Here is a 22,458-nt window from a genome sequence, read left to right on the forward strand (position 1 = left end):
TACTGGGACACAGGGGTATGAAAAAAGGATGCGTTAATTATTATAGCGCATCCTTTTTGTTTTTTCAAAGAGCTTTTTGCGAAAATGGCGGCGGCGTATGCCGAGCGGCGCGCGCTCGCGCTGGAGCTGCTGCAGGCGCCGGCCTGGCGGGGTGCCTGCGCGGAAGATCCCGGCGGCGGGCTGTTCCTCTGGCTGCGCCTGCCCGCCGGGATCTCCGGCGAAGCGCTGCTGCGCGCTTCGCTGCTGGAAGGCACAGCGTTCCTGCCGGGGACGCTGTGCTACGCCAAAGAGCCGGATGATCGCTTCATCCGGCTCACCGTGGCCGCGCACGGGCCGGCGCGGCTGCGCGAGGGGCTGGCGCGCATCGCCGCCGCCCTCGCGGATTTTACGGGGCGTTCAGTGGACTAACTAGCAAGCAGCGCGCCACCAATCTATTCCTGCAGAAATACAGGCTTTCTCCGCTCGTGGACCCGTTTGGTATTAGCGTTCCTTAAAACTTCGGGGCCCTGCTTCCCCAATCCGGGATGCCGAAAGGAACAGGCAAGAAATATATACGAAAAATCGAATAGAATTCACCGTTTCCGACGATTTTGGCACAATGTATATGAAATTTCATACTTAATTAGGTCTCAGGAAAACGGAAGCCAAAAATCTGTATGAAAATTCGAATAGAATTCGTACTTTATGTCGTTAGAGACGAATTGTATTCGAAAAATCGAATACGGAGCCCGCCGCTTTACTCCGCCTCGTCGCCAGGCTCCTCGGCGGCGGCCGTGCGCCGCCACGCATCGACGACGTGGGCGTACTCCTTAAGACACTCCGCGCCGGCCGGCGTCAGCGAATAACGGCCGCGGGCGACGCGGCGGAACCAGCCATAGTAGTCGCGCTGCAGGATCGCCGCCGCCGTGCCGACGCCGCTGCGTTCGCGCACGTCCCGCGGGGCCATCTCCGTGCCCTCCTGCAGGGCGAGCGCCACGCGCAGCGCTTTTTCGCGATAGGCCGTCACCAGCTTGGTGCCGGTGCTGCCGCCGACGTTGTAATCGCCGCTGCGCTCGTGGAATTCGTGCAGCAGCCGCTCGGCCCGCCGTTTTACCACTTTCGGCCCCGGCGTATAGACAGTATCTCCCGGCGAGCACAAAATCTCCACGAACGCGGGCTTCGTTTTATATTGGGTCACCGCGATCAAGCCCAAATTCAGGCGGCGGCACAATAAAGTGATTTCGCTCCACCGCTGATTGTGCGCGCCTTTTTTGGCCCGGTTGCGCTCTACGGCCAAATACACCTCGTCGCTAAGGCGTTGACGCTCCAAGCCCTGCAGCAGCAAGGGCAGATTAAACGTTTTTTTCATTTCCACGATCAGCGTCCGATCGCTGCCAGGCCGTACGCCCACCAAGTCGCAATGCCGGACTTCGCTTCGGATGATATACCCCCGCTCCTCAAAAAAAGCCTTTAGCGGAGCGTACAATTCCGTCTCATGCTGTACCGCCATGACGATCCCCTCTTCGTTCCCAATCTAAGCTAGATTATATCACAAAGACGAATTCCTACTTTTTCCATCCGAATATTTTCATCGGAAAAAAGGTCAACTTCTCCATCAAAGCCGCATAGGTATGTAATACACTTTTTAACGTGGAAGCTCCATATTCATTCAGCGCGGATCAAAAGTCGGGGACGCGGGAGAACCCCTAAAGCGGGAGTACAGGAGGTACCTAACATGGACATTTTTGAACGTATGGCGGCTTACCGGGCGGAAAGCGACTCCTTGTCGTGGAGCGGCACATTTAAACAATATATCGAATTGTTGGCTCAAGATCCTTCGCCGGCGATGACTGCCCATGCCCGAGTTTACGAAATGATCAAGTCGTTCGGTGTCGAGGAAGAAGGCGGCCGGAAAAGGTATAAATTTTTCGAGCAGGAAATTTTCGGACTGGACCGGGCCATCGAAAAGCTGGTCGAGGAGTATTTCCACTCCGCCGCCCGCCGGCTGGACGTGCGCAAACGGATCCTGCTCCTGATGGGCCCCGTCAGCGGGGGCAAATCGACGCTCGTGACCTTGCTGAAGCGCGGGCTGGAGAAATTCTCCCGGACCGATCAAGGGGCCGTTTACGCCATCACCGGGTGCCCGATGCATGAGGATCCGCTCCATCTCGTGCCGCATGAGTTAAGGCCGGACGTAGAGAAGGCGCTTGGCGTCCGCATCGAGGGCAATTTATGCCCCGTTTGCCAGATGAAGCTCAAGACCGAGTACGGCGGCGACATCGAAAATGTCAGGGTCGAGCGGGTGCTCTTATCCGAAGACGAGCGCATCGGCATCGGTACGTTTAGCCCGTCCGATCCGAAATCGCAGGACATCGCCGATTTGACCGGCAGCATCGATTTCTCCACGATCACCGAATACGGCTCGGAATCCGATCCGCGGGCGTACCGGTTCGACGGCGAGCTGAACAAAGCCAACCGCGGGCTGATGGAGTTCCAGGAGATGCTGAAATGCGACGAGAAGTTCCTGTGGAACCTGCTGTCTTTGACCCAGGAAGGCAATTTCAAAGCGGGCCGGTTTGCGTTAATCAGCGCGGATGAGCTCATTATCGCCCATACGAACGAAGCGGAATATAAATCGTTTATTGCCAACAAGAAAAACGAAGCGCTGCAGTCGCGGATGATCGTCATGCCGATCCCCTACAACCTCAAGGTGTCGCAGGAGGAGAAAATTTACTCGAAGCTGATCGGCCAAAGCGACATGAGCCACATCCATATCGCCCCGCACGCGCTTCGGTCGGCGGCCATCTTCTCCATCCTGACCCGTTTGAAGGAAACGAAAAAGCAGGGCATCGATCTGGTGAAAAAAATGCGGCTCTACGACGGCGAGGAAGTGGAAGGCTTTAAAGACGCCGACTTGAAGGAATTGCAAAACGAATATCTGGAGGAAGGGATGTCCGGCGTCGACCCGCGTTACGTCATCAACCGGATTTCCAGCGCGCTCATTAAGCAGGATTTGCATTGCATGGGGGCTCTCGATATATTGCGGGCGATCAAGGACGGCCTTGATCAGCATGCTTCGATTACGAAAGAGGAACGCGAGCGGTACCTGAACTTTATCGGCGTTGCCCGCAAGGAATACGACGAATTGGCCAAAAAAGAAGTGCAGAAGGCGTTCGTGTACTCGTTTGAGGAATCGGCGCGAACGCTGTTCGAGAACTACCTCGATAATATCGAGGCGTTCTGCAACTGGACGAAAATCCGCGATCCGCTCACGGATGAGGAGATGGATCCCGACGAGCGGCTGATGCGTTCAATCGAAGAGCAAATCGGCATCTCGGAAAACGCCAAGAAGGCGTTCCGGGAGGAAATCCTGATCCGCATCTCCGCCTACTCGCGGAAAGGGCGGAAATTCGAATACAACCACCACGACCGGCTGCGGGAAGCGATCGAAAAGAAACTGTTCACCGATCTTAAAGACATCGTCAAAATCACCACCTCGACCAAAACGCCGGATGAAAACCAGCTCAAACGCATCAACGAGGTCAGCAAACGCCTGATCGACGAGCACGGCTACTGCCCGGTATGCGCCAACGAGCTGCTGCGCTACGTCGGCAGTCTGCTCAACCGGTAACTAGTTGAAAAAGCTAAAGGTGGAGGGGACTTCCCCTCCACCTTTTTTGCTGCATCTCTACTCCTAAATCGGAGTTTGGCTTGCTTCGTTACGTTTTTTTTGCTTGCTCACTCGCTAGGTGCGTATTGTCAGTTCTGACATTGCTATTCTCATAGTAAACTAACTGGATTTTCTCCTGTTAATTATGTGCAATATCGGCGATTTGCCCGAATTAACTGGAAGAAGTCCATCTAATTCTGCGAAAAACCGCTCCAACAGCACTAGCGTTGCATTAAAGCATTCATGAAATCCATGGAATTTCTAATCATCCATGCTTGACAATAAAGCCGGCAACCTTTTGGCGTTAGGTCAACCCTCGCTGTCCGGAAGCTTTGCACAATTATCCCGTTTGACCAGGTAACAGAGAAACCGGCAAGCCTCGGGGATAGGAAAGAAAATATTAGGTGGAGAAAATAGATCGGTTCGAAATCATGAGGCGGGCCTTAGGCCAAAGAAGCAGGCGGGGGTCCGTATGACGATGCAGTCGTTTCTGCTGACGGAAGGGTTTAGACTGCAGCTAAATCACAGTATTTTCGTATCAATCGCTTCTTGTCATGGATCTCCTCTCCGGTCTGCTTCACATCTACTAGCCCCCGACCTTTACTCCCTTAACGAAAGGGATAATCGTGCAAAGCGGCATGCAGAGACAACAAGACTCGAACCCTATAGACCGCCACACTTGGCCTGTCTTTATGCACATCGGGTAAATTGTTGGGTTTAATGGAACGCCTATGCTCCAACAGGTGGAATCGCAAAAATTAACAGGAGGTTTTCCATTTAGTTGGTCGACAGACGAGCCCGCGTAGCCTCCTTACGGCATGCTTCTTCCGCGCGAGCCGATGTACAGCGTGTACCACTCGTCGCGGGTCAGGCGCAATTCGGCTGCGTCCTTGCAGGCGTGGATGCGGTCCGGGTTGATCGAGCCGATGACCGGCTGGATGCCGGCCGGATGGGTCATCAGCCAGGCGAGCACGGTCGCCTCGGGCGTCGTGCCTTTGTCCGCCGCCATTTGCTGCACCAGCTTGGCCGTGGCGACGACGCTTTCGCTGTGCCCCTCCAGCGAGCGGCCGGAGTACAGGCCTTGGGCGAGCGGCCCCCACGATTGCAGCTGGATATGGTTCAAGCGGCAATATTCCATCGTGCCTTCCGGGAACACGTCGTCCTTGGCCGCATCCTGATTGACGTGGACGCCCGTTTCCAGGAACCCGGTCTTCAGCAGGCTCAGCTCCAGCTGGTTGACGATGAATTTCTCGTCGCTATAGGCTTGCAGCAGCTTGATTTGGCCTTGGCTCATGTTGGACACGCCGAAATGGCGGACCTTGCCGGAGGCCTTGAGCTGCCGGATCGCCTGCGCCACTTCCTCCGGATCCATGAGCGGATCGGGACGATGCAGCAGCAAAATGTCGAGGTACTCCGTGCCAAGCCGCTGCAAAATTCCGTCGACGCTCCGCAAAATATGCCCGGCGGAAAAATCGAACTGGTGCGGGCTCGTCCCTTCCGGGAACTTGATCCCGCATTTGGATTGCAGGATAATCTGCTCCCGCAGCTCCGGCTTGGCTTTCAAGACCTCGCCGAATACGCGCTCCGCTTTACCGACGGCGTAAATGTCGGCATGGTCGAACATGTTGATGCCGATTTCGAGCGCGGCTTCCACGGCACGTTGCCCTTGTTTGACGTGTTCCTCGGTAAAGGGGTTGTTCTTATCCCAATCGCCGCCCATTCTCATGCACCCCAAAACGAGCTGACTGGCTTGAATCCCATGCTTGTGCAGCGGAATCGATGTTGCGCTCATCGCAAACCTCCAACTTTTGATTTGGTCGATTTTTCTAGATAATTCACACCTTCATTATACTCGCGTATGTCAACCGGCACATGCAGGTGAATCGCCCCGTTTCACCATCGTCTGGGTATCCGCATACGATATTTTGAATTTGAATCCATTGGAGGCGACAGACGAATGAGTGTTCAACCATGGGGAATGCCGCAGCAACGAGTCATCTACCAGGCGGATCCGCAAGTCGCGCAAAACTTGCGCTCGATCCGCGATCGGCTGCATGGAATATGCCGGCAGCACATGAATCAAAGGGTTCGCATCGAAACGATGGACGGCCAGGTGTACGTCGGCAGGATCGTTCACTGCCAAGGCGGGATGCTGCATGTAGCTGTGTCGAGATACGGGGGGCAGCGTGCGTTTGGAGGCAGTCCTTTTTATAGTGGGAGCGACGAGCTGATTTTAACGCTTGTACTGTACGAGTTGCTAGTGATCGCCTTATTGTCCTAACCGGATACCGGCAAAAGAAAAGAGCCTCCCGGATTCTAAGCCCGGCGGCTCTTCTTGTCGTTCAGCCTCAGATCATCTTTCGGAAATGCTTCTGCCCGTCGTAAGAGAACATGGCCCGCTTATCCTCGACCACGGTTTCGAGGTGAACGGGACGTCCCCACAGGCGGTAAACGTGGGGGAGCGTGTGCTCCAGGTACTTCAGGTCGAGCTCGAGGCCTTCATACTGATGCTTCAGCAGCAGCTCGCCGGATCGCAGGTAGTCGCCGTCCTGGACGACGATGTAAGGGGAGCCGCCGTTGACGCGGGAGGCGACCAGCTGATCGCGGATGTGTTCCCACGTCTTGTCGGTGATTTTCCACTCCGGGCCCTGCTTCTCGAAAATGTACAGATCGAGGTCGCGAACCAGATCTTTGGTCAAATAGCTGCGCAGGAAGGAGATGTCGGAGTCCAGCTCGCGGACCTCGAAGATTTTCTCCCTTCCCTGTCCCGGCAAGTGCCCGAAGCGCCGCTGCTCTTCTTCGGTCGGATGGTCCCAGCGGCGTTCGATGTCCTCGAAGATCTTCAGCCCGAGGTAATACGGGTTCAGGCTTTGCCGCGAGGGCTGCACGACGGAGGCGTTGAGCTTGGCGAATTCGATCGTTTCGTCGCTGGTCAGGTCAAGCTCGCGGATGATGCGCTGATGCCAATAGGAGGCCCAGCCTTCGTTCATGATCTTCGTTTCCATCTGCGGCCAGAAATACAGCATCTCCTCGCGCAGCATGCTCATGATGTCCCGCTGCCAGTCCTCCAGCGTCTCCGAGTACTCCTGGATGAACCAAACGACGTCCTTCTCCGGCTCGGGAGGGAAGCTTGCGGAGGACTCCCGGGATTCCGCGGCGCGCCGGTCCGGCTCCTCGCCCAGCGACCACAGGTCGTCGTATTCCTTCGGTTTGGCCTGGCCCCGCCGGCCTTCCTTGGCCCGCCGCAGCTTCTCTTCCATCTGCCGGCGTTTGTCGTAGCGGTTCGGCTTGATCAGCTGCGGGTCGACATGCTCCTGAATCGCCAGCACCGCGTCGATGAAGCTCTCCACCGTATCAGCGCCGTACGCCAACTCGTAACGGCTGATCCGCTCGGCGGTCGCCGACATGCTCTCGACCATGTCCCGGTTCGTGCCGGAGAAGCGCAGGTTGTTCTTGAAGAAATCGCAATGCGCCAGGACGTGAGCGACGATCAGCTTGTTCTGGATCAGGGAGTTGCCCTCCAGCAAGAAGGCGTAACACGGATTCGAGTTGATGACGAGCTCGTAGATCTTGCTGAGCCCGAAATCGTATTGCATCTTCATCTTGTTGAACGTTTTGCCGAAGCTCCAGTGCGAGAATCGGGTTGGCATCCCGTAGGCGCCAAACGTATAGATGATATCGGCGGGACAAATTTCGTATCGCATCGGGTAATAGTCGAGGCCGAAGGAATCGGCGATCTCCATGATTTCGGCGATGGCGTATTCCAGTTGTTCATGCTCGTTTTTCAACTCGCCGCACCTCCTTCGCGCTTGTGGAAAAACCGTTTCAGCGCGTTATAGACCTCGCCTTTTTCCTTGATGACGTAATACATGAATTTCTCCTGCTTGATGGTCCGGTAGGCGGACATCAGCGTGCTGCCGCGGTTATATTGATTGACCTCCCCGTAGCCGAACAGATTGCTCCGCTTCATGAGCTCGCTGATCAGCTTGACGCAGCGCTCGTTGTCGGAGGTCAGATTGTCGCCGTCCGAGAAATGGAAAGGGTAAATGTTGTAGCTGGACGGCGGGTAACGGGCGTCGATGATGTCCAGCGCTTTCTGGTACACCGAGGAGCAGATCGTGCCGCCGCTTTCCCCGCGGGTGAAAAATTCCTCCTCGCTGACCTCCTTGGCCTCGGTATGATGCGCCAGGAACACGATCTCGACCTTCTCGTACTGCCGACGCAAGAACCGGGTCATCCAGAAGAAAAAGCTGCGCGCGCAGTACTTCTCGAACGCCCCCATGGAGCCCGACGTATCCATCATGGCGAGGATGACGGCGTTAGAGCGAGGGATGACGATTTCCTCCCACGTTTTGTACCGGAGATCGTCCGGCGAAATGCCGTGGATGCCGGGGGTGCCGGCGGTGGCGTTGCGGCGCAGGTTTTCCAGGATGGTACGCTTCTTGTCGATGTTGGACATCAGGCCTTTTTTGCGAATGTCGTTGAAGCGGATCGCCTCGGTTTCCAGCTCATCTTTATCTTTTTCCTGAATGAAGGGAAGCTCCAGTTCGTCGAACAGCATATCCTCCAGATCTTCAATGCTGATCTCCGCCTCTACATAATCGTGGCCCGGCTGATCGCCCGCCTTGCCGCCTTTTCCGCTATCCTTGGGACTGTCCTGGCCAAGCACGTCACCCACTTCGCTGCTCCCGTCTCCCTGGCCGACATGCTTATGCTTCTGGTAATTATGGATAAAGCGGTACTCCTCCAAATTGCGCAGGGGTACCTTGATGATCTGCTTTCCGTCCGACATGATGATGTTCTCTTCGGTGACGAGATCCGGGAGATTTTGCCGAATGACCTCCCGTACTTTCTCCTGGTGGCGCTGCTGATCCTGATACCCTTTGCGATGCAGCGACCAATCCTCTTTGGAGACGACAAAGTTATACCGTTCAGGTGCAGACAATGGTGAACACCTCCATTTGTGGATTCTGCGGAACGCTGTTTTAGTGGATGTAAATTAAGTATATTCACGGGGAGGGGCGATATGTGAGGGAGCGCGCGGGGGGTGGAAACAAATAGGGTGGAAAAGGAAGGAAAAGGCCATTATTATTAATAGAAGCAGGAAGCGTTCAGAGAAGGAGGATGTATTTTGGAACCAACGGCAGTCGAATGGTCGCGGCTTTATGAAGCGGCAGCCCAATTCAAAAAGGTCAAGCCTTGGGAATGGTTATCGAATGTTCATCTATTCGGCGTTAGCAGCCCGATAAAAGACGAGACCGGTTATTGCTGCGTGATGGGCAATGGCGGTGAAATGTATGGGATGGCCGTTTATATGGGCGGCCCGGGGTTACATACGGTACTGAGTATGCTGAATGGAGATTTCGCAGGGGATCCGTTGTTTGCCCAACACTGTTATATGTTGTCTTTCGATAATCGGGATGATTTGTATCCCGAGGAATATAAACGAGTGAAAGAGCTTGGTTTCTCCTATCGCGGAAAAAACGCCTGGCCCACCTTCCGACTTTACGAACCGGGTTATGTGCCATGGCCGCTGTTAAGCCGGGACGACGTCTTATTTTTGACCGATGCGATCGAGCAGGCTCTGGAAGTCAGCTTAGCGTATCAAAACAATCCCGATGCCCTATTGGAAGGAAACGGGGAACGTTTTCTCGTGCGCGTTCCGAAGAAAGTGTTGTCCGGTTGGACCAGCGAATGGCGGAGTCCGGAGGCGAAGAAGCCCATGCTGCGGGAGCAGGAGACGCTGATGGTGGACGAGCTGCGAATGGCAAAAGCTAAACGGACCGTCAAGCATAGCGGGGGCATTTGGGAGGTGGCCAGCTTTTTCGTTCCGATGCCGATCCAGGAGGAAGGCCGGCCGTTTTATCCCACGATGAATCTGATTGCGGACCAGGAAACCGGAATGATGCTGCATCACGGGATGACGAAACAGTCCGAAGCGGCCGGGGATTTGGCCGAAGGCTTGCTGCAACTGATAGAGACGCATCACGTCGTCCCCGCTCTGCTGGTGTCTACGGACGAAATAGTATTTGGCCGATTGGACAACGTGATCGCGGGGTTGGGTTTGGAGTATCGACTTGTACCCGAGCTGCCGGCGATTGAAGAATTCCAACAGGCGATGAGCGGGCATCTGTTTTAATCCGTGCGGAGTCAAAAAAATGCCGGGAATCCAGCGTTGGCTGGAAATCTCCTGGCATTTTTTTGTGTCCGGATTTGGTATAAATCGGATTTATAAAGCGAACGATAGTAAAAATTAACCACAAAAGGATGTGTTTTCGGGATGTCTGGACCCTCCTTACGAAAAGTGGACAGCCACGCTTTGATTCACGAGGCTGCTTTGGAAGAAGCCAAGGAACTGACGGAGCTGCTCGCGCTCAGCCTGCGCCGGGGAGAACGCGAGAAAGCGCTGGATATCGCCTGGATCGCCGTCGAGCATTGGGAATCGCGGACCCTGCAGCATGCGCAAAGCGAGGAAGAAGGGCTCTATGTCGAGGCGTTAGAAATGAAGCCGGAGCTGCGAGATGCCGTCGTCGCCTTAACCCGGGACCATAATCTCATGCGGGAGCTGGTCGCCCGGATCAGGGAGCGCTTGGAGCTCGGCGAAGCGGGAGAAGAGGTGCTTCAGCGTTTTCAGGCGCTGATCCTGATCGATCTCATGCATAACCGCGATGAAGAAGAAATGGTAGAAAAGGAAGTGGAGGCGATGCACCATGGAACGGCTGCCCGAGCTGAGATTGACGGATCTGCTGCCGGATAAACCGCTGCGAGCGGCCGAACCCCGGCTGTATGACAGCTTGGTCCATGAGTTGGCCCGCCTCGGTTTGCATCCTTATGATGTTAAAGCGGGCGGACAGGCTAACGACCAGGGGGTTTCCGTACGGTTACGTTATGGGGAACGGTTTGACCGGCTGGAGAGCCGGTTTTTCCCTTGGGATTCCATCGAGCGGAACGACGAGCGGATCAGCGCGTTTATGCGCGACGCCGCGGTACAGGTGAAGAAGGTTTTGATATCCGAGTACTACAAGAGGGGTTGAGTCCATTTGGAGGCACGCGAGCTTGAGTTATTCGTCAGTCAGGACCGGGAGGACCTGCTGGCCGTGTTGGAAATGCGCTTCGGAATGCCGGGCCCCGAGGTTCGCGAACGAGTCGCGTCGATCCGCAGCCTGGACGAGCTGCAGCGCTTGATCCTGGCCGCCTGCAACGCCTCCGACTGGAGCGTGTTCGCCGAAGAATTGCAGGCGGAAGCGGGAGCGTTCAAGCTGGCGGGCGAGCGGTTCAATCCGGTCTCGCCATCAATCATGGAGCGGAAAGGATGATCCAAGGTGGGAGACAAGTCAAACAAGCTGTTCCAGTCGCTGAAGCACTTGCGGCGCGGCGAAATCATCAATGACGGCTGGACGGAGGAAAGTCCGCGCGGCCGCGATTGGGAGAGCCTGTATCGCGGCCGCTGGCAGCACGACAAGGTTGTCCGGTCCACGCATGGCGTGAACTGTACCGGCTCTTGCAGCTGGAACGTGTTCGTGAAGGACGGCATCATTACCTGGGAGACCCAGAAGACGGATTATCCGACGACGGGCGCCGATTTTCCGGAATACGAGCCGCGGGGGTGCCCGCGGGGGGCGAGCTTCTCGTGGTATACCTACAGCCCGCTGCGCGTGAAATACCCGTATATCCGCGGGGAGCTGTACGACATGTGGCGCGAGGAAATGGCCGCCGTCAAGGACCCGGTGGTCGCCTGGCGCAACATCGTGAGCGATCCAAGCAGGCGCGAGCGTTACGTCAAAGCGCGGGGCAAAGGCGGATTCGTGCGCGGCGATTGGGACGTGGCCTGCCAGATGATCGCCGCGGCCACGATTCATACGATCCAGCAATACGGGCCCGACCGCGTCGTCGGCTTCAGCCCGATTCCGGCCATGTCGATGGTCAGCTATGCCGCGGGGACGCGGTTTCTGTCGTTGATCGGCGGGACGATCCTCAGTTTCTACGACTGGTATGCGGACCTTCCGCCGGCGTCGCCGCAAGTATGGGGCGAACAGACCGACGTGCCGGAGAGCGGCGATTGGTACAACACGAAATATTTCATCATTTGGGGCACCAATATCCCGCAGACCCGCTCGCCGGACGCCCATTTCATGGTGGAGGCGCGCTACAACGGAACCAAGGTGGTCGGGGTGAGCCCGGATTACTCCGAATACGAGAAGTTCGCCGACATCTGGCTGCCGGCTCGCGTAGGCACGGACGCCGCTTTGGCGATGGCGATGACGCACGTCGTTCTCAAGGAATTTTACGTGGATCGGCAAACGCCTTATTTCGTGGATTATGTCAAGAAATTTACTGACCTTCCTTTCCTCGTCATCCTGAACGAAGAGAACGGGAGCATGCGCTCGGACCGGTTCCTGCGAGCGGCCGATTTGGGCGACGACCAAGAGCTGGCTGAATGGAAAACGGTGCTGTGGGACGCCTCGACCGGAACGCCGGAGGTGCCGAACGGCAGCCAGGGGTTCCGTTGGGATCAGGGCAAGCAGTGGAACCTGGACCTGGACAAGCCGGACGGAACGCGCATTGATCCTCAGCTCACTTTTATCGACGGGGCCGACGAAGTCGCCTTGGTGGACTTTCCGTATTTTGCGGAACGGGAGGGCGAAACGGTACGGCGCGGCGTTCCGGTCAAACGGGTGCAAACCGGGTCGGGCGAGACGCTAACGGTGGCTACGGTGTACGATCTGATGATGGCTCACGTGGGCGTGCCGCGCGGGTTGCCGGGGGATTATCCGGTCGATTACAACGATATGAAGCCGTATACGCCGGCCTGGCAGGAAGCCATCACCGGAGTGAAGAAGTCGCACTGCATCCAGGTCGCCCGCGAATTCGCCGACAATGCGGCCAAAACCGGCGGCAAATCGATGATCGCGATGGGCGGCGGCACCAACCACTGGTACCACAGCGACCAGATTTACCGCGCGATCCTGAACCTCGTGATGCTCACCGGCTCGCAGGGCGTCAACGGCGGGGGATGGGCCCACTACGTCGGTCAGGAGAAGGTACGGCCGCTGGAGGGCTGGCAGCAGATCGCTTTTGCCGGCGACTGGATCCGTCCGCCGCGGTTGCAGAACGGTACGTCGTTTTTCTACTTTGCGACGGAGCAGTTCCGTTACGAGGCGCATGCGAACGAGGAGCAGAATACCCCATGGGGCGGGCGGTACGGCAAAATGCATCCGGCCGACGTCAACGCCCTGGCCGCAAGGCTCGGCTGGTTGCCATCGTTCCCGCAGTTCAGCCAAAATTCCCTGGACGTAGCGAAGGAGCTGCGCGAGAAAGGGCTGTCGGACGATGCCCAGGCCGTGCAGGAAATCACCCGGATGGCCAAAGACGGCGAGCTGGACTTTGCCATCGAGCATCCGAATGATCCGCGCAATTTTCCGCGGGTGTTCTTTAACTGGCGCTCCAATTTGCTTGGAGATAGCGGCAAGGGACATGAGTATTTCGCAAAGCACCTGATCGGCGCGGACAATCAGGTACTGACCGATCCGAGCCACTCCTGGCGGCCGAAGGACGTGCGCACCGACGACGTGCCGCCGGAAGGCAAGACGGATCTGTTCGTCAGCATCGATTTTCGCATGACCAGCTCCGGACTGTTCTCGGACATCGTGCTGCCGGCGGCGACCTGGTACGAGAAGCACGATTTGAGCAGCACGGACATGCATCCGTTCATCCACCCGTTTAATCCGGCGATTTCGCCGCCGTGGCAGAGCAAAAGCGATTGGGACGCGTTCCGGGAAATCGCCAAAACGTTCTCGGAGCTTGCGGAGAAGCACTTGCCCGCCTGCGAGGACGTGATGATGACCCCGCTTGGCCATGACAGCCCGGACGAGTTGGCCCAGGTACACGGGAAAATCAAGGACTGGCGCAAAGGGGAAACGGAAGCCGTCCCCGGCAAAAGCATGCCGCGTTTCCAGATCGTCAAGCGCGACTACCCGAACGTCTATGGCAAAATGATCACGATCGGCCCGAACATTAAGCAGGGGTACAGCTCGAAGGCGGTCAAAATCCCGGGCGAGCGGGTGTACAAGCAATTGATGGAGCGGCTAGGCGCCTCCAAACGCGAAGGTATCGGCAAAGGCCAGCCGGATTTGTATGATGACCGTCAAGCGATCGAGGCGATTCTGCTGATGTCGGGAGCGACGAATGGGGAGCGGGCCGTGGAAGGCTGGCACGACATGGAGAAGAAGACCGGCAAGCAGCTCGCGGAGATCGCCAAACCGCGCGAAGAGGAAGCCTTTACGCTATTCGATATTACGGCGCAGCCGCGCCAAGCCATCTCCGCCCCTGTCTGGAGCGGGCTGGAGAAGGACAACCGCCGTTATTCGCCGTTTACGCTGAACACCGAATACGGCATCCCTTGGCGTACGCTGACCGGCCGGCAAAGCTTCTACCTCGACCACGAGATGATCCTCGATTTCGGGGAGGCGCTGCCGCTGTATTTGCCGCCGCTGAAGCACGTTCCTTTTCTCAAGGGGGAACAGGAAGTGCCGAACGACGGGAAATCGCTGACCATCCGTTACTTGACCCCTCATCAGAAATGGGGCATCCACACGATGTTCACCGACACGAACCAGATGTCGACCTTGTTCCGCGGCTGGCAGGTCGTATGGCTGAACGAGAAGGACGGGGCCTCGATCGGCATCAAGGACAACGACTGGATCGAGGTGTACAACCGCAACGGCGTCGTCGCCGCGAGAGCGGTTCTGACCTACCGGATTCCGGAGGGCATCGCTTATATGTACCATGCCCAGGACCGCACGCTCGGCGTGCCGGGCACGTCGATCAGCAAGCAGCGCGGCGGCACGCACAACAGCGTGACGCGGATTACGCTCAAGCCGACACATATGATCGGCGGCTACGCACAGCTGAGCTACGGCTTCAACTATTACGGCCCGACGGGGAATCAACGGGATACGATGACGATCATCCGCCCGCTGAAGGAGGTAGATTGGCTTGAGGATTAAAACGCAGGTTGCGATGGTGATGAACCTCGACAAATGCATCGGCTGCCATACCTGCTCGGTTACCTGCAAGAATACCTGGACCAACCGCCCCGGCACGGAATATATGTGGTACAACAACGTGGAGACGCGTCCGGGGCCGGGATACCCGAAGGAATGGGAGGACGTGCAAAGATACAAGGGCGGCTGGGTGCTGCGGAACGGCAAGCTGTCGCTGCGGGCCGGCGGGCCGATCGCCAAGCTGGCGAACATTTTCTACAACCCGGACATGGCCGATCTGGACCGGTTCTACGAGCCCTGGACCTACGATTACGACAGCCTGATCCATAGCCCGAAGCGCAAGCATCTCCCGGTCGGGCGGCCAGTGTCGATGATCACGGGCGAATATATGGACAAGCCGGAGTGGGGGCCCAACTGGGACGACGACCTGGCCGGGGGCAACGAAATCGCGCCGCTGGATCCCAACGTGAAGAAACTGCAGGACCATATCGCCTTCGAATATGAAAAAACGTTCATGATGTACCTGCCGCGGATTTGCGAGCATTGCCTGAATCCGTCCTGCGTCGCTTCCTGTCCGTCGGGTGCGCTCTACAAGCGGGACGAGGACGGCATCGTGCTGGTGGATCAGGAGGCCTGCCGCGGCTGGCGCTTCTGCATGAACGGCTGCCCTTACCACAAGGTGTATTACAACTGGAACACCCACAAGGCGGAGAAATGCAATTTCTGCTACCCGCGCACGGAGGCCGGGCTCTCGACGATCTGCTCCGAAACGTGCGTCGGGCGGATCCGCTACATCGGCGTCGTTTTGTATGACGCCGACCGGGTCAAGGCCGCTGCGGCGGTTGAGGATCCGCAGGAGCTATATGAAGCGCAGCTTGGCATCTTTCTCGATCCCCATGATCCGGAGGTGATCAAGGAAGCGAGAAAAGCGGGGATCACGGACTCCTGGATCGATGCCGCGGGGCGCTCGCCGATCTATAAAATGGCGATGAAATGGAAGGTGGCGCTGCCGCTGCATCCGGAGTACCGCACGCTGCCGATGGTATGGTACGTGCCGCCGCTTAGCCCGATCATGAACCACATCGAAGAAGACGAGCTGCAAACGGACATGTATATTCCGGCCGTCGACCAGATGCGGATCCCGATGGAATACCTGGCTTCGCTGCTTACGGCGGGCGACACGAAGGTGATTCGGCGCGTGCTGCTGAAAATGACGGCGATGCGCGTCATGATGCGCGACCGCGCCGTCGGCGGCATGGATGCGTTGAAGCGCAGCCGATTGCTTGAAGAAGCCGGAACCACCGTGGAGGAAATCGAGGAGATGACCCGCTTGTTCGCCGTTGCCAAGCATAACGAACGTTTCGTTATCCCGACCGCACGGCGGGAAATGATCGGCGAAGCCGGGCTCCATTACCGGCAAGGGGCCTGCAGCATCGAAAGCATCACGCCGGAAGAAGGCTTTATGGCGCAGTTTTTTGCCAAGGGGGATTAAGCGGGATGGAAGAGACGAAAGAGTTAGAAGCCAAACAAATCAGCTTGTCCGTCGCCGCCCGGTTGCTCGGATATCCGGAGGACGATTTCCATGCCTCCTTAAAGGAGCTGATCGAGGCAGTGCTGGAAGCGGGGGATCCTGCTTTGAATACGCAGCTGGAAGCGGCGATCCGGCCGCTTCTGTCCTGTCCACTGAAGGAGCTGCGCGAGCAGTACGTTTGGACGTTCGATTGGAAGGACAAAACCGGGCTTTACCTCACTGCACATGAGCTGGGCGACAGCCGGGACCGCGGTGCGGCGTTGATCCTACTGCAGCATATTATCAGCGATGCCGGATTTGCGGCCTCGAACGGCGAACTGGCCGATTACATGCCGCTGCTGTATGAACTGCTGGCCTTGCGCCCGGAGCATGTTCACGTACGGGCGCTCGAGCTGCGGCTGGCGGTCGCGACGAAACGCGTCGCCGAGCATTTGGAGCAGGACAGCCCGTATCGGGAGCTCTTCCGCCATCTGATGCAGGACGTGTTCGGCGAGCCTGCGGAAGAGGATATCCGCCGCCTGGAGCAGAAGCGGGAGCAGGCTGATCTGGATGTGCTGCCGTACCCGATCCTTTACGGGATGGACGGAACCGCCCGGACGGGAACGGATCTGCCGCAATTCAAAATGTGCAATTGAAGGAAAGGGAGGTAACTAGATGACCGGATTGTTCTGGTGGGTGGTCTTTCCGTATATCGCTTTGACGGTACTGATCGTTGGGCTGCTATACCGCTTTGCCTTCCGGCAGGTGAGCTGGACTGCTCCCTCGACGGAAATATTCGAGAGAAGATGGCTGCGAATCGGTTCCACGGTGTTCCATTACGGCATCATCTTCGCGTTCATCGGCCACGTCATGGGCGTGTTGATTCCGCGCAGCGTGTACCATGCCATGGGCGTTCACGATGAAATGTACCACTTCTTCGCGATTGCCGGCGGCGGGCTTGCCGGGATCATGGTGGTGTTGGGGCTCGTCGTTCTGCTGATCCGCAAAATGTCGAACCGGCGCGTGCGTGCCCATGCCGAATTTGCCGATTATTTTGCCGTGATTCTGCTGCTGATCGTAGCTGCCAACGGCACCTACATGACAATCGTCTACAATACGACGGTGGTCGCCTACGAGTACCGGACCACCATCGGACCGTGGTTCCGCAGCTTGCTGGCTTTCAGGCCCGATTATCATCTGATGGATACGGTGCCACTGCTGTTCCAGTTGCATGTCATTTCGGCGTTCCTACTGTTCGCCTCGATTCCGTTTACGAAGCTGGTGCACATGTTTTCGCTCCCGGTTCGTTACCCGGCCCGGGCCCCGCAGCAGTATCGTTCGAGGGTCAGCTACAAGCGGCGTTAACGGGGAAATAGGGTTTGAAATGAAATGGTTCCGAGCAGGGTTCTTTCTTTGCGGATTTCGCAATCCCAGAAGAGCCCTGCTTTTTTTTATTTGGAAGGTGCTGATGTCAAATAATTGCATGAAAAAAGCGAAAAAGTTGAATCGATTTGGTTGGACCTAACTCCTACAATCAATTTAAGGCTAAATAAGGAGGGGTGTGGCTTGCATCGGATTCAAAATGAAGCATTTTCGCTAGCCGTCGATGATTGTGGGCGGTTGATCGAGTTGTACCAGAAGCAGGACAAACAGCAGATGAATTGGATGATTGAACCGGGTTATTTGGATGAGTGCGGTTATCCCGACCATGACAAATTAACCGGATGCTTTGCCGTTATCGTTGAAGGCCGCAAATATACGCAGCATGAGAGCCGAATTGCGGTCCGCAGGCGTACGGCCGGCACGGTGGAAGCAACTTATTCGTTTCCTTGTTTTACCATTGTCATGAGCTATTCGGTGCATGAGGCAGCAAGCTTCAATTGGACGATCGCGATCTTGAACGAAGGGGAAAAGACCTTGCGTTTGGACGGCTTGAACGTATGGCTTTCCCTGGCGTATGTCATGTTTCGGGACCCGAATGTGCAGCGAAACATGTCCCAATCCTGCGCGCTTTTTCCGTCGCTGTCTACCGACTTTACCCGGCTTGCCGCGGTTCGCCGGAATGATCGCGGGCCGCATCTCGGGATCTTCAATACGAAAGGGAGGACGTTGTCTCTGGGCTCTTACTGCCGGTTTGAAAACCGTTTCCTCGAGCAGGTATCTCCGTCGTTGGACGGGCTCATTTTCCATACGCTCGTATTGGTGGGGACGCAAGAAAGCTCGGGGATCGGACAAGCCGGGGGAGGATGGATCTATCCGAAGCCCCGGGCCCCGCTAGCTTTGCCGCCCGGGGAAAGCCAAAGCTGGAGTTATTCATTCCTGCCGGTGAATGACCGGCGAGATTTCGGCCCGCACGGTGTCGCTCTAGGGTTTCCGGCGGTGGAGTATACTCCCGTTTTGGTCAAGAACGGCCTGTTTGCGGCCGACCTGGTCCTGCCAACGGGACAAAGAATCGAAAGCGCTGTCCTGGAGCGGGCGGAAAGAGAGAAAAGCGATCCACGCACAGGCCGGTACTCGCTGGTTCGGCAGGACGTGACGGCGAAGCTGCAGCCCGTGGCGGCGCAAAAATATCGGCTCGAGCGCCGCCTTGCGGACCCGGGCGAATACAAATTAGTTTTGCGGCTGGGCGATGGACGGGAGGACTTCGTCGTCTTTAGCGTGCTGGAACCGATCAAGGAAATCATAGAAGCGCGCGTCAAGTATTTGTGCGAGCATTCGTTTGACGAGGATGCGCGGTCGGAGCATCCGTACGCTTTTCGCCCGGTCTCCAACCAGGGGGAGTCGCTGGGGAAGCTGTCCATGATCTTGATGAAGAATCGGCTCGGCGACCCCGCAGCCGACGAAATTGCCAAAGCGGAGTCGAGCGCGGTTCGTTATGTTCTGCCGAGATGGTTTCATGAAGGTAACTTTGCCCGGCCGCGCAAGCTGTACGGAACGTTTTACCGGATCTTCGATCTGGATTATATCGCACATATCTTCTTCCTTTTATCGCGCATGGATGAGCGTTATTTGCGGCTTCATTCGCCGAAAACGTACCTTCGCTGGAGCGCGGAAATCCTAACCGTTCGTTTCGATCAACGGCAGCACCGGGATCAACGGGAGCAAAGGGAGACCGGGTTGGCCGGGGCCTTTACACATTATCTTCCCGAACTGCTGGCCGCCCTTCGCGAGGATCCGTCCGCCGAATCCGCGGCGCTTTACGAACGATTATCCTTTTTATACCGACAGTTTGGCGTCGAACTGAAAAGAAACAGCGAAAAATACACGGGAGCGATCACCGAACATTATTTCGATAATGCCGGTTTCGGTCCGTCCTGCGAGGCGCTTTGCCTGATGGGGCATACCGCCGAGGCGAGAAAGTACGGCGAACTACTGCTGGCCAACATCGGTTTCAGCAACGATTATCGGGCGCAAAATCCCGATCGCTGGTGGGAGGGGCTTGCTTATATGATTCACTCCCTGTGGGGCGGCTTAGCCGCCAACGCTTGCTTGACGGCTTATGAGCATTTCGGGGAACTCGATTATCTTCGGGCCGCCTACCGTTCGATAATGCCGGTATTTTACTGCTACGACTGGAACGCCTGCTCCAGCGAACGTCTTCTCGACAAAGGCGAAGCCGCTTCGACGTATTGCGTTCCGGATCCGAACCTTAACATGCCCGCGCTGTCCCGGAACCGGTTCGGCCAGTCCGTGTTCCGGGAAACGGTGGAACTGCTGGCCGGGAACGCGACCGGCGACGATTGGGACATGGGCGAGGAAGTCGCTGCCTACTTGAGCGGGTTCGGCACCAAAACATTTCTCTATCTGCAGGACGGCGGAATCAAGTGCATCAACGGATGGACGGAGCCGGTCGACGACGGGGTTTTGGTGACCAGCTATGCCGCTTATCCCAAAGAATTCTATTTCTACGATAAGTCCCGCAAGTTGATCGCCGATGAAGGCGAGATCCTTCCCCAGGTTTTCGTTGACCGGGAATTCCGGATCCGCCGGGTGAGCGAAGTCGAATTACAACAGAAAGGAGCATTCCAATGATTGAACTGGTTTGGTCGCAAACACAAAACGAGGGATTTTTCCCGGTCATTCGCCGCAAAGGCCAGGAGGACGTCACAGTAATTGATCCGATCGAGGTCAAATATTTCCGGGGCGGCGGCCGGAACCTGCGATATCAACACTGCGAGCGGACCGGGCCGATGGAGTGGACGGCCGAATCGAAATGGAATGACGGCGGATACCGCTTCACGGTGCGGGATCGGTGGAGTACGGAAGGTCGGGATTCAGTGACCGTCGCCCGGAAGATTTCGGCCGACCGCGAGGATGGTGCAATCGCAAGCGGGATCGCAGAGGAGAAGGAAACGGCCGCAGACGACGTCCAATCCGGAGGAATCCGCTTCCGTCTCGGCTTTGCGCAGATGCTACCGGGGAATGAACTCGCGCGATTCCATGCGCCGGCGGTTTTGTATGAAGCGGCGCGGATAGGCGGGGCGGACAAGTTCGCCAAAGTGTATATGGACGACCGCTTGACTTACCCGATCGTCTTGGCTTATTTCCCGGATCGGCGCCGTACGGTAAGTTTGTCGCGGGTTGGCTTGGCGACGTTTGCGGAGCCGCCGGCTAGATCCAAGGGAGACAGCGATTACCTCCAGCGTACCGATATTGGTTCCATCGGCTGTACCCGGGATGGGGGAGCTGTTATGTATGAAGCTTATTTACCGTATTACGAAGGAGACCGCAGCGTCTCGCTCTCGGCGAAGCAGGCCCCGGTCGCGGCGTTTTACCCGCTGGTCGAAGAGAAATTCAAACTGGAAACGGCTTACGAACTTCGTTTTGCCGCACACGACTGCTATGCGGATGCCGTGTTCGACGCTTTCAAACGGGCTGCGGCTCGGCATGCGTCCCTCCTAGCAAAGCTGCCTTTTTCGCTCAAGCAGTCGATGGCTTACCGGATGGAATCGCTCAAAGCCAGTTACCGCGAGCTGCCGGAAGGCGGGGCTGGGTTCTTCTTCCATTTTGATCCGCGTAAAGGCTACCGTTCCGCTCCAAGCGGATTTGGAGCCTCGTTTGTCAATATTCCCCACGAAAGCTATCAATCGATCCTGGAATACGGGTTTACGGGCCGACAGATCAATGCCGCGTATGAGACGGCAAGGCGGGAAGGCGGCGAATGGTGGAGCAAAGGCAAGAAGGTGATCGACTTCTTTGTACGGCACTGCACGACGGAGAATGGCTGGATGTATACATTGTACGATTTGAAGCGGCATCAACCGTTTTATTCGTTCGGGGATGAGACGGCCCCCAAGCTTCATTACGTATCGCATGGCGATCGCCGCGGCAATTATTTGCGACTGATGTCGGAAACGGCACTCGATTTGCTGAACGCTTACCGGGTCTATGAAGCGCAGGGCAAGTCGGAATTGCATTGGATCGGCGCGGCGAGCTTGTTTGCCGGGTTTCTGCTAAGGCATCAAAACGATGACGGCTCTTGGTACAGGGCGTTCGAACCGGACGGGACGCCGCTCAAAAATGCGCCCGGATTCGGGGAAGACGAGTTTTCCGCCAAATCGGCCACGGTTATGCCTATCCTGTTTTTGCTGGCCTTTTGGGAAATGAACCAGGACAGCGGGAAGCCTTATCTGGATGCCGCCAAACGGGCCGCCGAATTTGTCTTGGACACTTACGTCAGTCAGGATTACTATCAGGGAGGAACCCTGGATAATCCCAACGTCATTGACAAGGAAGCGGCCCAATATACCGCCGCGGCGCTTTATGCTCTATACCGGGCTACCGGGAAAAAGCGGTATTTGCAAGGCGCCGACCGCGCGGCAAAATTGTTCGTTACCTGGAATTACATTTGGTGCGCTCCGACGATTCCGGGCACCGATCTGGCCAAACAACGATTCAATACGATCGGCTGCGGCGGCATCAATTCGATTTGGGGCGGCGGCGTGGTCGATATTTATTCCTTGTTTCATCTGCGGGAGCTTCACCTGCTGGGCATTGCGGCGCAAGAACCGTTTTATGTCCAAATGGCGGAATGGATCGCAACGGGAACCCAGCAATTTTTATCCTATCCCGGTGATTCGATGGGGTTTGCGGACATCGGCATGCAGCCCGAAGGATTCGGCATCTGCAATCAAGGCGCCGACGAAGGGATGATCGCCAAAGGGGATATTTGGGGGACGCTCGGTTGGATTTACTCCGCCGGCATACACGGTTTGGGAGCCTATTTGGAAGCGCTTGTCGAGTAAAACGCCAGCACCCGGGATTCCGATAGAAAATTGGATGAAAGCGTGCAGATT

General features: G+C 56.8%; 17 protein-coding genes. 13 read left to right on the forward strand and 4 right to left on the reverse strand.

What is annotated here, in order from left to right; translation table 11 throughout:
- Window positions 1–84: 84 nt before the first annotated feature.
- A complete protein-coding gene (locus tag ACQ4N8_RS14915) occupies window positions 85–408 on the forward strand; it encodes a hypothetical protein (protein ID WP_430705167.1) in 324 nt (107 codons plus the stop codon).
- A gap of 328 nt (window positions 409–736) precedes the next feature.
- Here ACQ4N8_RS14915 and ACQ4N8_RS14920 read toward each other — a convergent pair whose 3' ends face one another.
- A complete protein-coding gene (locus tag ACQ4N8_RS14920; protein WP_430705168.1) occupies window positions 737–1,489 on the reverse strand; it encodes a DUF2161 domain-containing phosphodiesterase in 753 nt (250 codons plus the stop codon).
- A gap of 225 nt (window positions 1,490–1,714) precedes the next feature.
- On the opposite strand from ACQ4N8_RS14920, the gene ACQ4N8_RS14925 reads away from it, so the two are divergent.
- A complete protein-coding gene (locus ACQ4N8_RS14925) occupies window positions 1,715–3,610 on the forward strand; it encodes a PrkA family serine protein kinase (protein WP_430705169.1) in 1,896 nt (631 codons plus the stop codon).
- An 850-nt stretch (window positions 3,611–4,460) separates the two neighbouring features.
- Here ACQ4N8_RS14925 and ACQ4N8_RS14930 read toward each other — a convergent pair.
- Window positions 4,461–5,441: an aldo/keto reductase gene (locus ACQ4N8_RS14930; RefSeq protein ID WP_430705170.1), complete on the reverse strand. Its 981-nt coding sequence runs from the start codon at window positions 5,439–5,441 to the stop codon at window positions 4,461–4,463.
- A gap of 165 nt (window positions 5,442–5,606) precedes the next feature.
- On the opposite strand from ACQ4N8_RS14930, the gene ACQ4N8_RS14935 reads away from it, so the two are divergent.
- Window positions 5,607–5,930: a hypothetical protein gene (locus tag ACQ4N8_RS14935; RefSeq protein WP_430705171.1), complete on the forward strand. Its 324-nt coding sequence runs from the start codon at window positions 5,607–5,609 to the stop codon at window positions 5,928–5,930.
- Between the two features lie 67 nt (window positions 5,931–5,997).
- Here the strand turns inward: ACQ4N8_RS14935 and ACQ4N8_RS14940 are convergent, their stop codons facing one another.
- Window positions 5,998–7,437 carry a SpoVR family protein gene (locus ACQ4N8_RS14940; protein WP_430705172.1) on the reverse strand — a complete coding sequence of 480 codons (1,440 nt, stop codon included), beginning with the start codon at window positions 7,435–7,437 and terminating at the stop codon, window positions 5,998–6,000.
- A complete protein-coding gene (yhbH, locus tag ACQ4N8_RS14945) occupies window positions 7,434–8,594 on the reverse strand; it encodes a sporulation protein YhbH (RefSeq protein WP_430705173.1) in 1,161 nt (386 codons plus the stop codon). Before yhbH ends, ACQ4N8_RS14940 begins: the two co-directional genes overlap by 4 nt.
- 186 nt (window positions 8,595–8,780) lie before the next feature.
- On the opposite strand from yhbH, the gene ACQ4N8_RS14950 reads away from it, so the two are divergent.
- From ACQ4N8_RS14950 to ACQ4N8_RS14995, 10 genes are all read left to right on the forward strand, one after another.
- Window positions 8,781–9,788 (forward strand): DUF7309 domain-containing protein, encoded by a 1,008-nt coding sequence (locus ACQ4N8_RS14950; RefSeq protein WP_430705174.1) that lies wholly within the window; start codon window positions 8,781–8,783, stop codon window positions 9,786–9,788.
- Window positions 9,789–9,929: 141 nt separating this feature from the next.
- Window positions 9,930–10,406, forward strand: a complete 477-nt coding sequence (locus tag ACQ4N8_RS14955) for a hypothetical protein (protein ID WP_430705175.1) — start codon at window positions 9,930–9,932, stop codon at window positions 10,404–10,406.
- On the forward strand, window positions 10,360–10,683 hold the full coding sequence (locus tag ACQ4N8_RS14960; protein ID WP_430705176.1) for a hypothetical protein: 324 nt from the start codon (window positions 10,360–10,362) through the stop codon (window positions 10,681–10,683). Before ACQ4N8_RS14955 ends, ACQ4N8_RS14960 begins: the two co-directional genes overlap by 47 nt.
- Before the next feature lie 6 nt (window positions 10,684–10,689).
- The gene (locus tag ACQ4N8_RS14965) at window positions 10,690–10,965 is read left to right on the forward strand and encodes a hypothetical protein (RefSeq protein WP_430705177.1); all 276 of its coding nucleotides are present in this window, start codon (window positions 10,690–10,692) and stop codon (window positions 10,963–10,965) included.
- Between the two features lie 6 nt (window positions 10,966–10,971).
- Window positions 10,972–14,655 carry a nitrate reductase subunit alpha gene (locus ACQ4N8_RS14970; RefSeq protein ID WP_430705178.1) on the forward strand — a complete coding sequence of 1,228 codons (3,684 nt, stop codon included), beginning with the start codon at window positions 10,972–10,974 and terminating at the stop codon, window positions 14,653–14,655.
- Window positions 14,645–16,144 carry a nitrate reductase subunit beta gene (gene narH / locus ACQ4N8_RS14975; RefSeq protein ID WP_430705179.1) on the forward strand — a complete coding sequence of 500 codons (1,500 nt, stop codon included), beginning with the start codon at window positions 14,645–14,647 and terminating at the stop codon, window positions 16,142–16,144. The genes ACQ4N8_RS14970 and narH overlap by 11 nt, the downstream gene beginning before the upstream one ends.
- Before the next feature lie 5 nt (window positions 16,145–16,149).
- Complete coding sequence (gene narJ, locus ACQ4N8_RS14980) at window positions 16,150–16,818, forward strand: nitrate reductase molybdenum cofactor assembly chaperone (protein ID WP_430705180.1); 669 nt, start codon at window positions 16,150–16,152, stop codon at window positions 16,816–16,818.
- 19 nt (window positions 16,819–16,837) lie between these two features.
- Complete coding sequence (gene narI, locus ACQ4N8_RS14985; RefSeq protein ID WP_430705181.1) at window positions 16,838–17,527, forward strand: respiratory nitrate reductase subunit gamma; 690 nt, start codon at window positions 16,838–16,840, stop codon at window positions 17,525–17,527.
- Window positions 17,528–17,728: 201 nt separating this feature from the next.
- On the forward strand, window positions 17,729–20,194 hold the full coding sequence (locus tag ACQ4N8_RS14990) for a hypothetical protein (protein ID WP_430705182.1): 2,466 nt from the start codon (window positions 17,729–17,731) through the stop codon (window positions 20,192–20,194).
- The gene (locus ACQ4N8_RS14995) at window positions 20,191–22,407 is read left to right on the forward strand and encodes a hypothetical protein (protein WP_430705183.1); all 2,217 of its coding nucleotides are present in this window, start codon (window positions 20,191–20,193) and stop codon (window positions 22,405–22,407) included. The genes ACQ4N8_RS14990 and ACQ4N8_RS14995 overlap by 4 nt, the downstream gene beginning before the upstream one ends.
- Window positions 22,408–22,458: the final 51 nt, after the last annotated feature.

The organism is Paenibacillus macerans, assembly GCF_050565405.1.
Classification (GTDB): Bacteria; Bacillota; Bacilli; order Paenibacillales; family Paenibacillaceae; genus Fontibacillus; species Fontibacillus macerans_B.

Bases quoted from the DNA above. Each gene is read 5' to 3' on its own strand.
- ACQ4N8_RS14915 (WP_430705167.1), top strand. From the start codon at position 85: ATGGCGGCGGCGTATGCCGAGCGGCGCGCGCTCGCGCTGGAGCTGCTG.
- ACQ4N8_RS14920 (WP_430705168.1), bottom strand. From the start codon at position 1,489: ATGGCGGTACAGCATGAGACGGAATTGTACGCTCCGCTAAAGGCTTTT.
- ACQ4N8_RS14925 (WP_430705169.1), top strand. From the start codon at position 1,715: ATGGACATTTTTGAACGTATGGCGGCTTACCGGGCGGAAAGCGACTCC.
- ACQ4N8_RS14930 (WP_430705170.1), bottom strand. From the start codon at position 5,441: ATGAGCGCAACATCGATTCCGCTGCACAAGCATGGGATTCAAGCCAGT.
- ACQ4N8_RS14935 (WP_430705171.1), top strand. From the start codon at position 5,607: ATGAGTGTTCAACCATGGGGAATGCCGCAGCAACGAGTCATCTACCAG.
- ACQ4N8_RS14955 (WP_430705175.1), top strand. From the start codon at position 9,930: ATGTCTGGACCCTCCTTACGAAAAGTGGACAGCCACGCTTTGATTCAC.
- ACQ4N8_RS14960 (WP_430705176.1), top strand. From the start codon at position 10,360: ATGGAACGGCTGCCCGAGCTGAGATTGACGGATCTGCTGCCGGATAAA.
- narJ (WP_430705180.1), top strand. From the start codon at position 16,150: ATGGAAGAGACGAAAGAGTTAGAAGCCAAACAAATCAGCTTGTCCGTC.
- narI (WP_430705181.1), top strand. From the start codon at position 16,838: ATGACCGGATTGTTCTGGTGGGTGGTCTTTCCGTATATCGCTTTGACG.
- ACQ4N8_RS14995 (WP_430705183.1), top strand. From the start codon at position 20,191: ATGATTGAACTGGTTTGGTCGCAAACACAAAACGAGGGATTTTTCCCG.